This is a genomic window from Pseudoalteromonas sp. 20-MNA-CIBAN-0454, from assembly GCF_040308685.1.
In the GTDB taxonomy this organism is placed as follows: Bacteria; Pseudomonadota; Gammaproteobacteria; order Enterobacterales; family Alteromonadaceae; genus Pseudoalteromonas; species Pseudoalteromonas nigrifaciens.
In genome coordinates this window covers 76164-89734 of the sequence record NZ_JBEOOB010000007.1, presented here as the reverse complement: position 1 = coordinate 89734, position 13571 = coordinate 76164, and the positions used below count along the sequence as shown (strand labels likewise).

Sequence of the window (13571 nt, the reverse complement as noted above, 5' to 3'; positions counted from 1 at the left end):
TAAGCTCCTATTTTATTACTTTAAAGTCAGCAAACTTTATTTTTCTTTGTGAATAATAAAAAATACCAACCATAAGCTTTCGCAAATAGTGATAGTAAAGAGCAGTACTTTTTAGTTTGTGGTTATTTAATACCGCGAAAGAGCCTTGAAAATACTTATATCTAAATTCTGGTAATGGATCACGATGGCCAATAGCTGCAGAGTTCATAAAAAATATAACCTTACTAATAAGTGAAGCTTTTATTGCAAAGTCTAAATCTTCACCTCCATTATTTTTAGCGCCGACGCCAAAGTTTTCATCAAACAGCCCTACTTCATTAAATACTTTAGATGCATAAAATGTAGTGTTAGATGATGCGTATCGTATTAAGTTTGACGAATTATGTTCATTAGAAGTAAAGGGGCTAATACTTGGTGCTGATGAAAATTGAGTATAAAACAATTCAAATCGACTGAGTGCTTGTAGTTCATTAAAGCTATTCCAAAACCCTTCTGGGTACCAACAGTCATCGTCTGGGCAGGACACGAAATCAAAATTATTCAATGAATACCGACTGTTCACTTCTTTAATAAGCTTATTTCTGGCCTTTGATAACGACACAATATGACTTTGACTAATTGTGATTAGCGTATAGTTACTAGCTAGCCCAAGTAAACACTCTTCACTGTAGCCATCTGCACTTTGTAATAGTACATAGTGTACAAATTGAATGTTTCTTACACTATTTATCGATAATATTAGTCTTTTTAAGTCTTTGATATTTTCGTCATTACATATACATGTTGTTAGTAATAAAATTTTCATTACAATCCCTATAAGTAGTTATTACATAATATGAAGTTAAAATTTTATAAAGAAATAATGGTGGAACATTCCGTTAAAATCGAAATCAGAAATATAAATTCTGTACCACAAAAATAAAATAAACGCGATTAAAGATAATGAAAAAAACAGTAGCTTTAGCCTGACAACACGTAGTATTAAAGAAAATATATATACCAAGCCAATCCATCTAAAATAGTCAAAGTAGGCATAATAGCGTAGCTGTAAGAAGTTTGTTGTATGCATAAAACAAATTAATACGATAATACCTATATAATAAAACCACATCTTATCAAATGTCGATTTACGCCTAACCATATAGGCGAATATAGAAAGCAGTACGATAGCAACATCTAAAAGCTTAAATAGTATTCCTGAACCTCTATCATCTAATTCTTCATAATTGGTAAATGTGGCGTAATAAACTAAAAGGTATAATATTGATATTGCCGCAGAGCCCATAACGACATATAAAATTTTGTATCTATTACTTCTTTCATCAGAGGCCGTAACATAATAAACAACAAAATAAATTGCACAAACAACCACGGCTGCATTATGTGTTAATGATGCGATGACACCAAAAAAAATGGCGAAGCGTATTTTGTCAAAATATAAAAAAAATAGAGTAATAATTAAGAAAGAACCTGAGCAATAATGCCGTATCATGTTAAACATGTTTGTAAATTTCATTGAATAAAAAATAAAAAACATCAGCGCTAACGCAATTAACACCTCACTAAATTTAGCTGAATCTAATATCTTGTAAATAACAATACATGCTGGTAAATAGATAAATAACGTAATCGTATACGTATAAAATATATAATTGCCATTCGTTAATTTTGAAAAGAAGTAAGAATAACCATGATAAATCGGCTCCGATATTTTCGGTTGTACCAAAAAGCCATCATTAATAAAAATTGCATAATCTTCATCAAAAATACTCAAAAAACCATATTGATAATTATTGAATGCAAACCATTGAGTTGAATACCAGCCTAAGTCATTGCCTATTCCTAAAAAATCGCCAAATGCCCATGCTTCTTTGTGTAAATTCATATTGCAAAAAAGCAAAATAAAGCTAATAAAAAAAACGTAAAGCCACTCAGATCTTTTAGTTGTTAAATACGTGAATAAAGCAAAAATTCCTATATAAAAAGGCGCTAGCAGTGAAACTAATGATACAAAAACAAGAATCAACATTGTTCTATTTAACAGAAAAGTTTTATTGTGATAGATCAAAATAAAGCTTCCTTTTACTTTGAGTAATATTGATATTTCATCCCAAACTTTACGAGTAACTTAAATGATTCATAAAGTTGTTCGCTTGTTCTTGAGCGCCATACTATTTTTGTGAACAAAAATTTAAATAAAGAGAAATTGCGCCCATGTTCAAGCCAGTAATTATGATAGTCAATTGTGCTCCACCTATAATTCAAATCGTTTTGCTCTGAAGCTGACAACGTGACCTTATTACTTAGCTCTTTTTCTAATTTACACCTGAGCTGTACGCCTGCTATTGGTCGAGTACCTGTGGTAATACTCGCTCCATTGTGGATTGTATGCACAAAGACATTTTCAGCAAATACGCACACACTATAATTTTGAATAAAGGCCTTTAACATTAAGGTATGATCTTGTAAGTAAGGTGTATCATAAAACCCACCTATGGCTTCTAAAACACTTTTTTTTATCATTATCATTGAAGTATAACAACTCCCAGATAGCAAAAAGGTCTTAGCGTCATGGCCTACAAACTTATCATCGTTTGCTAAAACACCTTTACCATTTTCTTCTACTTGCATATGGCTACAACAGACAGCAGGCTGCTCTTGTTGGTGTTTAAAAAAGTTAAGTTTTTCGAGTAATTTCCCATCTATAAAAAAATCATCATCGTCTAAAAAAGTAACATACTCGCCATTGGCTTGCTTAATACCAATGTTTCTGGCAATCCCTGCTCCTGAGTTTTTTTCTAATGGTATGTATTTTATTTTTTTAGAGACAATTAAATCCTCTAAAATAGACTCTGTATTTAGCTGATGCTCTGACCCTTTACCATTATCATCAACAACTATTACCTCACAAAGTGAGTTTATAAGTGCACTTTGTATTGCATTTCTTATTTTTGTGACTCTTCCATAAGTAGGAATAATGATGCTTAACTCAACCATTTAGCTTAATCCTTTTAATTTTTATAAATGAAATTTAGCATAACCAAGTTTTTAACTTTGTTATTTTATATACATCAATCGACATCCAAATATTCCACAGCACTAGACTCATGCTTACAGCTAAAGCCGCCCCAATTGCTTGATAGATAGGCACTAAAATAAATAACAACAACACGTTTATTAATAATGTAGCCAACAATGCTTTTAATGAACGTTTTTCATTTCCTGTCATATTCAGCACTAAACCAACAGAGCCAAAACAAATATTAATTATTTGGCCAATACATAAAATAATAAGAATTGGATGGGAAGCCAGATATTGCTCTCCAAAAAGTATTCTTATAAACCAATCCCCAAAAAAAATTAAAACAACCGCTATTGGTATTGAAAAAGTGGCGCTTAACTTTACACTTTTAGTTAGTAAAGCCTGTGTTGACTGTATATCGCCACTTCTATACAACCTAGCAACTTTAGGGCCTATAATATTGTTTACCGCTGCAAACCCTAAGGTAACTAATGTCACCCCTTGTAAAGCTACCTTAAAAGAAGCGACAGACTCTTTATCATCAAAGTAGCCTAAAAATACGTTTGCAAGCTGTGCATTCATGGTGCTAATAAATATCATTAGCGTAAACGGGAGTAATGCAATATGCCATTTTTTAAAATAGTAAGTAGGTTTAACATGGTTAAGGTTATTCGATCGCTCTTTAAATATTAGCCCTAAGCCTAATAACAGCGTTAATGCCGATGTTATTAACTGTACTTTTATAAGCAGTAAACTGGTGAACTCAGTTTTTGATACAATTAAATATAAGTAAACTAAAATGGCTAAAAATGGCATCAAAATAAACTCTGGAAATAAGCCTAGAATTGGTTTTCTAAAACCGTTTAAAATAGCTCCTTGCTTTGCAGAAAAGCTTTTTATAGGGATCAAAAAAATTGCAAACCAAAGTAAACTAGCAGTCTGGGAACTTATTAAGCCTAAATATAAAATAAGCATGGTCGTAAGCATCACAAGCGCAGAAATACTGATAATAAATGCCGATGACCACCTGAGTAACCCCTTTAATTCTCCCCATTTACCTTCCAATTCAGCATGTGCAATTTCACGGATCAATAATTGTGGTAAACCTGCTATAACAGGTATTGTGACTATGGCAATAATTGATAAAACATAGGTATATAAGCCATATTGCTCAGGTCCTAAATAACGGGCAAGTATTACGCCTGCTATAACGGATAAAGCACGGCTTATCATTTGTAAACCGGCTGTGCCTAAAAACTTATTTAAAATAGCTGGCGATTGGCTCAAAAAACTTACCTTGTAATAATAGAGTCATATTTATAACTTCAATAAATCAAAACTTTAAAATTCAATAACTAAATAAATTAACTGACTGACTGTTTTAGATTTATAAAGATCTCAGTGTAGTAACCATATTAGTAATGTGTACTGCTTTATTAAAATTCACTAATCACTGCTACGTAAAAAATGCGCACATAATTAGTACTCATATACAAACATCGTTTCCTATGTCGACTTTTGTGCATATTTAACAGTACTTTTTTGCCCTAAAAAAATTCGTGATGCGTAATTACTTTTTGATAATACAATTTCAACTGCAATCGGACCAAAGATCCCAAAGAACATGCCAAATACAATATTAAGCTCTGTCGATTGCACACCTAAATAAACTAGTAACATTCTAGATAAAACCAAAAAGTAAACATGGTATAAGTATATTGAAAATGAATATTTACCAATAAACACAAGGGGTATAATCTTTATTTTTGCAAAGTAAAATAATGAACAACCAACAAAGCCAGTTACTAGCCCCATTAGGCTGTTTCTTTCAAAGTTACTCTGGCTTTGTAGTTGTAAAAATTTATACAACATAAGGCCAGCAAACAAAGTTAATAATATTGTAACTAACTTTATATTTAGCTTTTCTTCGCTGTGTCTTTTTGAGCTAAGTAAGCACCCTAACGAGAAGAAAGGTAATAAAAATAAAAATCCAGATAATGAAAAAAATAAATTTCTGTAGGCATAAATACGCATAAAATAATCCCCGTAAATAGCGCAAATATGTATTTATTTTGAGTTGTAGTTTTTATAAATGATGATAAGCCATAAAATAAAAACACCAAAAACATTGCTTGTAAAAACCAAAAATGAAATTTACTTTCCCATATCACGCTAAAGTAATAAGTAATATTGGTTATTTCTATTTTTTGATTTGCTCCTAAAGTATGTGCCTGAATAAATAGATAAATTGGGCCTACAAAAATTAGAGGAATGATTAGTCTAAAGTACTTTCCTTTTAACATAGAAAAAAATTGCTCTGATGTCACTCCTCTAAAAGAGAAAATAACGCCGCCTAAAAATGCAAATAATGGCATTCTGACATTTTCTAACATTAAGTTAAAAAAATAAAAGTCGTTATTTTCGGGTAACTTTAAACCTGATATATTTGGTTCACCTATTAAGTGATTAAGTACTAATAATAAACAAGCCCACCCTCTGAGTGTTTCTAGGCTGAGAATTTTTTTTATTTTCATCTTCACTCCCTTAAAGTAAAAGCGTGAACCATTTATTAAATATACTTATTCTCTTAATTTATTAACCATTGTTTTTAAAAGCTAATTTCATTTTACTTGCTAACTCCCTATCAAACTTTTCAGGCAAGAATTTAATGTACCCATTCCCAGGAGTAAACGTTAATTCACCAAAATATATTTTATCTTGAATATAGAGATCAACTCTTACAAAAGAAAATGAGCTACTCAATGCTTCTACAATTACAACTGCCTCTGCAAAATTTTTTGGTTTGAGTTCAACTTCTCCAATATCACATCCAGCCCTTAAGATTGGAAGTGGTTGCCATAACCTTGAATAGTAGTTGTGCGTTTGCTTATTGCTTGTCCTTTGTGAAATTACCTGTACAAATTCAATTGCGCCCTCTATACAATAAAATTTATAGTCTTTTAGGCCATCTGTTGATTCAATAAACTCTTCACAAATAACTAGCTGCTCAACGTTTTTATACTGTTTTTCTTTACTTATTGCATAAAAATCAGACTTAAGCCATTGTGTAATTAATTGGCGAATTTCAGCATTACAATGATCATTTTTATTATTGATAACAAGATTATAGCCACTACCGTTATTTAGTTTTATGACAAATTTATCTGGCATTTCGGTTAAATTAAAATCTTCAGCTACGGTACAAGTTTTTAGTAAGGTTGGAAGGTATTTTTCACCGCATTTATCAGCGACAAATGCTCTAACTTTATATTTATCCACAAAAATAGAAAAATCAGTTAGTTTCTTACTTAGTTTCCACGAGAAAATCCTATCGCTAAAAGTAAGCACTTTCTTTTTTGAATAAAATTTACGGTGAAGCTTTAAATATTCATATCGAATATATATAGAGTCAGGTATCAATACCTTTAATTTATTTTTCAACAGTTTCAAAAATAAACCCATCCGTTGACTCTCTTAAATTTACTAAACGTAAAATAATTTTTCTAACTCCAAAATTGGAGCTACCATCAAACTCACTTGGTTTAAAATAGAACAATTCATCTTATAATAGATCAACTTATAAGATTAAACTTTTAATTTACTTAGTAAAACAGATCTCAAAAAACTCATAAACATTGTATTTTCATGTGCACCGAGATTGTGTTTAATATTGAGCCTCTCATGTATTACTTAAGCTTTAAGTAATTAATATATATGGTTTATCAATGGTATAACTTAACAATGTAGTGTATTTGCTACATAGCACTTTATATCAATTGCCATACAATTTAATAAAGTCAAAATTTAGTGCCAATTTTTATTATATCCAACGAGCAATCTTTAAAACTTTTAACGCATATGTTGGGGTCACTAATCGCGATTACGTACATTTAAAGTACAAAACAACGCAATTCAATAAACATTAAACCACACCTTTTAATTAGTCAATGCTAACAAATTGTTTCATTAAAACTTATTTAACCTACTTTATTGCTAGTTTCGGTTTTAATGCTAATAATATAATAAGTGTCGCATCTAAATTTTAAGGAACTACTTGTGCGTTTGGGGTGCTGCATTGTTATCTTGTTATCTTTTTATGTTTACTCACAAGACACAATCAATTACTTGCGTAATAGCGAAATAATTGAACGTGCAAAACAACATTATGGTAAAGATGGACATAATCGCATAAAGCAATGGCTTAGGTTTATTGATGCATCGATTGATAAGAATGAATGGCGGCAGGTACATCTGGTTAATAATTTTTTTAATGAACATATAAAATACAAAACAGATAATGAGCTTTGGAATAAAAATGATTATTGGGCTACACCAATAGAAAGTTTGGGTGTAGGTATGGGGGATTGTGAGGATTACGTTATAGCTAAATACTTTACTTTAATTGCGCTTGGTATTCCTGAAGAAAAAATAAGGTTTATGTATGTGCGTCAACACACCATTAATCAGCCCCACATGGTACTGATATACTTTCCTGAAGCAGACCAAATTCCTTTTGTTTTGGGTAACTTTAATACCCAGTTACTCCCCGCAAATAAACGTCACGATTTAACACCTATATACAGCTTTAATGGCCAAGGTTTATGGTTAGCCAAAGCAAAAGGGCTTGGTAATAAAGTTAAAAATAGTAGCGGTGTGTCGGCTTGGGATACTATGCTAAAAAGAATTGAAAAAGGTGAGCTTGCACTCGTAAATGGAATTGATACAGGAGATGAAAATAATGTATCACCCTTTTAAACAAGGTATGAGTCTTAAAATACAGATCTACGGGCTAATAATTTGTATTTCCATTTTATCTTTTTTTGTAAGAATTATTATTGATGTAGATACAACCCGAGACTATTTACAAACACAAATGGCAAGCCATGCAAAAGACACAGCTACAAGCCTAGGACTTTCTATCTCCCCTTATTTGGATACAGATGGACTCATAATAGGGCAAACTATGGCAACCGCAATATTTGATTCTGGTTATTATAGTAAAATACGCTTTGTTAATACGAAACATGAAACGCTATTCTCATTAGAAAACCCTACCCATGTAGATTCTGTGCCTCATTGGTTTACAAACACTGTAAAATTAAGCGCGCCTACAATGCAATCTGAAATAAATACGGGTTGGATCATTGCTGGTACACTTGAAGTTACCAGCCACTTAGGAGAGTCATATTTAACTTTATGGCTACACACAAAGCGTAGCTTTTATAGTTCGCTCATATTATTAATTGCTTCACTGCTGATCACTTATTTTATTTTACAAACAATATTCAAACCTTTAAAAGCAGTTGAGAAGCAAGCACTGCTTGTTACTCGCAAACGCTTTACACTCAATAATAAAGTGCCGTTAGCCCACGAATTGCGCATAGTAACCAAAGCAATTAATAATATGGTGCTTAATTTGCAAAGTACATTCGACTCTTTAGCTAAACAAACCCAAGCACTAACAAACGCCGTGTATAGTGATCCACTAACAGGGTTAGGTAATCGCAAATCTTTTGAAAACTATTTTAACGCCGTTACCCACTCCATTACCTCTGAGCGTCCAATGACAGCAACAATGGTCACACTTCCCTCGCTAGTAAACATTAATCGAACACTTAGCTATCAAAGGGGTGATGAGTATGTGACTGACGTTGCTAAAATATTAAAACTCTCTTTAGCTGAACTAAATAATTATAGGTTATGCCGAATAAATGGCAGTACTTTTGTTTTTATTGCGCCATACGATATTACTTTTTTATATAATTTACACGCTAACCTTATTGACCTGTTTAGCCAAAAACAGCACAGCTCACATAATAATGGTTATGCCCGCTTAGCTTCTATAAATGTTGAAAAAAGCTTAACACTGAGTCATTTACTTTCGTCATTAGATACCAAATGTACTATTGGAGAAAGTACGATTGACGCTAACATTGATAATAAAATAGTCTTTAGTGTTGAAGAGTGGCAAAAAATAATTCAGAGCATAATTAACTCTGGGGAAGTGAGCTTTTCAGTACAGCCTGTGAAAAAAAGTAATACCGAGTTTACACAGTGCTACTTTGAGGTATTTGCGCACTTTATCTATAACAATGAAAAAATAAACAATAGTCACTTATTCGCTATGGCCGAAAAGTTAAATTTGACAGAAGAACTGGATAAAAAATTAATCCGTGATTTTATTAATATTAAAATGCAATATCCAGAGGATAAATTCGCATTAAATATAAGTAAGTCCTCATTATATTCACCGGAGTTTATACAATGGCTAGGTGCGTTTTCTCAACACTACCCCTGCCTCAAAAACAATCTTATTTTTGAGCTTCATGAATTGAGCTTACTAAGTAATATACGCGTTGCTGCACTTCATATTGATGCGATAAAAGAGGTTGGTATTAGTGTGTGTGTAGAGCACTTTGGCACCAGTTTAACCTCTTTTAAGTATTTACATGGTCTTGATATTGAGTATGTGAAAATTGACGGTAGCTACATTCAAGATTTAATTGATAATCCGCAAAGTCGCTTTTATATTCAAACTGTAAATAATATTTGTCATGGCTTTGGTATTAAAGTCTTAGCGTGTTTAATTGAAAAGCCCGAAACATTAAACATACTCGAAAGCTTAGGTTGTGATGGTGTTCAAGGGAATTTAATTTGCTCCGCCTCACAAGTAATCAACATTATTGATGAAAACACAAATAAAAAGTTTACTTTTCATCCAAATGTATTAGAATTTTGTAAATAGCCTATTTTTTAAACAAGGGTCGATCATGAAATCAATTATCTTATTTGGACTAATAGTAGGTCTGTGTGTATTTTATGTACCGCAAACTTATGCACAAACTAATACATCAAAATCTGTTCAGTCTGCAGGGATAGACAACTTGATTTCGATTTTAAGTAATGCACCAATAAATGTATCTCCTGAGCAACTGCAACAAGACTTAGTTGCCGCCATTAAAATTATTTGTAAAAACAATATAAAAAACCAACTAGACAAAACCTTGCCACGAGGCAATTGTAGTAACGCTCAGGTTGATCAAATGATTACTGCCGTTATTGCTGCTTTTGGTGTAGACAGCCCTATGGTTGCTACTTTATTAGCCGCACTTTCTGCATACGGAGTAGATTCAGACACTATTACACTTGCTGCAATTAATGCAGGCATAGATGCTACTATTGCTTCACAAGCCACGGCAGCAGGCCCTATCCAAGCACAACCTAATCCTCCTATTAGCTTACCTGTATTGCCTACACCTCCTGGATCGGGTGGTACTGGTGGTGATACTGGTATATCTGAAGTTGGTAACTAACTTTATTAAATATAAATGCAGCCTTAGCGCTGCGTTTATATTTTGAGATGGCTGTGAATCGCTTTATATTTTTTGTTATATGTTTAATTATTTTTTTACTCCCCCTACCCCTTGGCAGTTACCGCCCATGGGCAATATTAGCTATAGGCGTGCTGATTAGCTTTACGTTTTTATTGCATTTATTTAATAGTGCTATTAAAAATAAACAACTGCTTTATCCTCCTTTATACTCTTGGCCTATATTTATTGCTCTTGGCGTTGTTGTTTTAGTATGCACAATACAGCTATTTAGTATAAGTGTTGATCCGTTTCAAACTCAGCAAATGTTAATTAAAACCTGGTTTATGCTATTATTTTGCTGGTTAATTTTTATTTACTGTAACCACTCCCTACGAATTAAAAAACTAGTTTACACTGTTATTTTTGCTGGGGTTTTTCAGGCCTTATATGCAAGTTATTTAAGCTTATCACCCGATATTATTAGCCCATTATTTAGTTATAAACATACCGATCGTGCTATTGGTACTTTTACTTATTCTAACTTTTTAGCCAACTATTTAGCGCTGTGCTTATGCTTAGGCATAGGTGTGTTGATCAGTGAGTTAAAACGCTCTGCTAACGACAATACACAATCACTCACACAAACATTACGTGACTGGGCTGGTATATTATTAAGCTCTAAAATTGTATTACGCGTATCATTAATTATTATTATTGTTGCCTTAATATTAACTCGCAGCCGCATGGGTAACTCGGCATTTTTTATCGCTTTAATGGTTATGAGCTTATTGGCTTTATTTATTTACAGACAAAAGCCCAAAGCGTTTAAACACCTTATTATTAGCTTTTTTATTATCGATTTAATTATTATTGGTGCAATATTTGACGTTGAAAAAGTAAAACAGCGTATTAGCGAAACCAGTATACACTCAGAAACGCGTGACGAAGTGGTACGCGACTCTATACCACTTATATTAGATAAACCATTGCTGGGATCAGGTGGGGGTACTTTTTACACTGCTTTCCCTGCGTATCAATCAGAGCCCTTTTCTGGCTACTACGATAATGCGCATAACGATTATATACAATTTGCTGTGGAGCTAGGTATACCGGCAACATTAGCACTTAGTTTGCTGATACTTTATTGTTTATGGCTCTGTATTGCGACCATGCGCCAACGCAAAACCGCACTTTATCAAGGAGTAGCATTTGGCTGTGCAGTAGCTATTATTACTATGCTACTGCATTCTTTAGTCGACTATTCGCTGCAAGCAGGCGCTAATTCAATGCTGTTTATGGCTATTTTATGCTTAGCTATTTTAACTAATAAATTACCTGCGCCTAAAACTATAAAAAAAAGACGTAATCAAGCCGACTAGTGCTGTGCTAAATCAAACTCTGTTAAGTGACCGTCGCCATGAATAAGCTGATAGCGGGCCAAATTACCTTGCTCTAGCGTTATTAAGCTAATAGCTGAATCGCTCACTAAATACTTTTGCCCATCGCCTTTGGTTTGGTGTTTATCAACCTCCATATGCCAACGTTTAGTAAAGAAATTCAGCGGACTTTTCGGGCTATATAAAATTGAATCGAGTTTATCGAGTATATTTATTAATTTACGCGGAAATTCATTTTTTATACCACTGGCAGTCAGCTGCCACACTCTATTAGGATGATCGCCAAAACGTTTTTGCACCGAAAAACAAAAGGAGTAATGTACATCACCAGATAAAATTAGCGTTTCGTTTGGGGTATCGTCTCTTCTAAAAGTATCGAGCAATTTTCTTGCCGAGCCTTCGTGAGCCATCCAGTTCTCTACGTCTACCGTGAGCGGTTGGCCGCACATATTAAATAGCGCTTGAATAGCTTCAATCGATTTAACGCCAAATACTGGCGCGGGCGATACAATAATAACTTGATCATGGCTCAATAAGCTCTGCTCAAGATCAGTAAGTCGCTCCCAATCAAGTAGACCAGAGGGCTCATTAAAATTTTGCTCATTACGCCAACGATGTGTGCGAGTGTCGAGCACCACCACTTTAGGAACCGTTGTCAGTTCATAATGCCAATGACTAAATTCTGTTAGTGTTTTATCAAATGTTTTAAATTGCCAAATATTACTACTCGCTAAGCTGTGCTTAAACGCAGCGATTAATGTGCCCGTTTTAGTGAGTGCATCATTTCCCATCCCTTGAAACAACCAGTAACTAATTAAACCATTGCTTACAATACGTTTACTCACTGGGTTTTGACTAATCGCTTGCTCCCATCCAGCTGTCAGGTTCCAGTCATCGGTTACATCATGATCGTCAAATATCATTAATGTAGATACATTGGCAAACAACCGCTCTACATCACTCAATCCTTTTGTATAATCAATCAGTGCTGATTTTTCGGCGTTAAAAATAGTCTTGTTTTGCTCGTTTTGACCTGCATACGTTATGCTTTGTATATCTACACATTGCCAAGCGGCAGCACTAAAATTTAATAAATAAAGTGCTATATATTCTTCAAAGTGAATAAGGTGATTGTGGGCTTTTACACTTGAAAAGTGAGGTTCATCTTTTTTCAGCCAGTAACTAACACCTAACTTTGAGCGTTTTTGCCAAGGTGTTTTTGGTAAGAACAAATGGCGATTATAAAGCTGCTCATTTATATCGTTCGGTAGCTCAACTGTAAGTGGTTGCTCTTTATAAATACCTAAGGCTTCAATTAACTGATGAATGGCTAATAACATAGGTCCTGCTACGTCATCGGCATAAACCTGATCACCGCTCAGTAATAGCAATTGTGCACCTTGGTTGTTATTACCGCGCTGAGTGTTTTGCCAATGACTTGCACAGACTAAACTGTCTTTTGCGGGATGATGTGCATTACGACATGATCCGTGCAAAATATCACTGAGTTTATTGGGAATTACAAATGCAGGTGTTGCTTGATTGCTATAGCACCAAGGCGATAAATCAATTGGAGTATCGTCAACTATAAGTTCGTAGCTTAATAAGCTGTCAGTAGGAAACTTATGATTTACTGGCTTTATAATGACGAAATGCAGATATAAGTGCTCGCCGAGAGAAACGCTGTGCTGATCGCTGTAACATTCATAATTTAACAGTTCAATGCGACAGTTTACAGGCTTAGAGGTAGCAAACTGAATGCATACACTGGTTTGCTCTGCACGGCGCACCATAGGCCCCATTAATAAAATAGGAAGTTGCGCCGTGTGAGTTTTCATG

General features: G+C 33.7%; 10 protein-coding genes and 1 pseudogene. 4 read left to right on the top strand and 7 right to left on the bottom strand.

What is annotated here, in order from left to right; all coding sequences use genetic code 11:
- Positions 1–7: 7 nt before the first annotated feature.
- The 6 genes and pseudogenes from AAEZ22_RS05160 to AAEZ22_RS05135 form a co-directional block, all read right to left on the bottom strand.
- Positions 8–805 (bottom strand): glycosyltransferase family 2 protein, encoded by a 798-nt coding sequence (locus AAEZ22_RS05160; protein WP_182683396.1) that lies wholly within the window; start codon positions 803–805, stop codon positions 8–10.
- A gap of 36 nt (positions 806–841) precedes the next feature.
- A complete protein-coding gene (locus AAEZ22_RS05155) occupies positions 842–2029 on the bottom strand; it encodes an EpsG family protein (protein WP_011328464.1) in 1188 nt (395 codons plus the stop codon).
- Between the two features lie 53 nt (positions 2030–2082).
- The gene (locus AAEZ22_RS05150; protein WP_089368435.1) at positions 2083–2997 is read right to left on the bottom strand and encodes a glycosyltransferase family 2 protein; all 915 of its coding nucleotides are present in this window, start codon (positions 2995–2997) and stop codon (positions 2083–2085) included.
- Positions 2998–3031: 34 nt separating this feature from the next.
- On the bottom strand, positions 3032–4309 hold the full coding sequence (locus AAEZ22_RS05145) for a flippase (protein ID WP_352296434.1): 1278 nt from the start codon (positions 4307–4309) through the stop codon (positions 3032–3034).
- Between the two features lie 219 nt (positions 4310–4528).
- Positions 4529–5556: pseudogene (locus AAEZ22_RS05140) on the bottom strand (acyltransferase family protein).
- A 61-nt stretch (positions 5557–5617) separates the two neighbouring features.
- Positions 5618–6484, bottom strand: a complete 867-nt coding sequence (locus AAEZ22_RS05135; protein ID WP_341255318.1) for an ATP-grasp fold amidoligase family protein — start codon at positions 6482–6484, stop codon at positions 5618–5620.
- Positions 6485–7078: 594 nt separating this feature from the next.
- Between AAEZ22_RS05135 and AAEZ22_RS05130 the strand changes: the two genes are divergently transcribed.
- Genes AAEZ22_RS05130 through AAEZ22_RS05115 form a run of 4 tightly spaced genes read left to right on the top strand, consistent with a single transcriptional unit; the run spans position 7079 to position 11714 of the window.
- On the top strand, positions 7079–7777 hold the full coding sequence (locus AAEZ22_RS05130; RefSeq protein WP_089368437.1) for a transglutaminase-like cysteine peptidase: 699 nt from the start codon (positions 7079–7081) through the stop codon (positions 7775–7777).
- Entirely contained in the window at positions 7761–9767 is a 2007-nt protein-coding gene (locus AAEZ22_RS05125) for a bifunctional diguanylate cyclase/phosphodiesterase (protein WP_341255317.1), read from the top strand. The genes AAEZ22_RS05130 and AAEZ22_RS05125 overlap by 17 nt, the downstream gene beginning before the upstream one ends.
- Positions 9768–9792: 25 nt before the next feature.
- Positions 9793–10335 (top strand): hypothetical protein, encoded by a 543-nt coding sequence (locus AAEZ22_RS05120; protein WP_011328472.1) that lies wholly within the window; start codon positions 9793–9795, stop codon positions 10333–10335.
- 53 nt (positions 10336–10388) lie between these two features.
- On the top strand, positions 10389–11714 hold the full coding sequence (locus tag AAEZ22_RS05115; RefSeq protein ID WP_352296430.1) for an O-antigen ligase family protein: 1326 nt from the start codon (positions 10389–10391) through the stop codon (positions 11712–11714).
- On the opposite strand, the gene AAEZ22_RS05110 is transcribed toward AAEZ22_RS05115, so the two are convergent.
- Positions 11711–13570, bottom strand: coding sequence for an alkaline phosphatase D family protein (locus AAEZ22_RS05110; RefSeq protein ID WP_192531806.1), 1860 nt, complete (start codon positions 13568–13570; stop codon positions 11711–11713). The genes AAEZ22_RS05115 and AAEZ22_RS05110 overlap by 4 nt on opposite strands.
- Position 13571 lies beyond the last annotated feature (1 nt).

Bases quoted from the DNA above. Each gene is read 5' to 3' on its own strand.
- AAEZ22_RS05160 (WP_182683396.1), bottom strand. From the start codon at position 805: ATGAAAATTTTATTACTAACAACATGTATATGTAATGACGAAAATATC.
- AAEZ22_RS05150 (WP_089368435.1), bottom strand. From the start codon at position 2,997: ATGGTTGAGTTAAGCATCATTATTCCTACTTATGGAAGAGTCACAAAA.
- AAEZ22_RS05155 (WP_011328464.1), bottom strand. From the start codon at position 2,029: ATGTTGATTCTTGTTTTTGTATCATTAGTTTCACTGCTAGCGCCTTTT.
- AAEZ22_RS05135 (WP_341255318.1), bottom strand. From the start codon at position 6,484: ATGGGTTTATTTTTGAAACTGTTGAAAAATAAATTAAAGGTATTGATA.
- AAEZ22_RS05110 (WP_192531806.1), bottom strand. From the start codon at position 13,570: ATGAAAACTCACACGGCGCAACTTCCTATTTTATTAATGGGGCCTATG.
- AAEZ22_RS05125 (WP_341255317.1), top strand. From the start codon at position 7,761: ATGTATCACCCTTTTAAACAAGGTATGAGTCTTAAAATACAGATCTAC.
- AAEZ22_RS05120 (WP_011328472.1), top strand. From the start codon at position 9,793: ATGAAATCAATTATCTTATTTGGACTAATAGTAGGTCTGTGTGTATTT.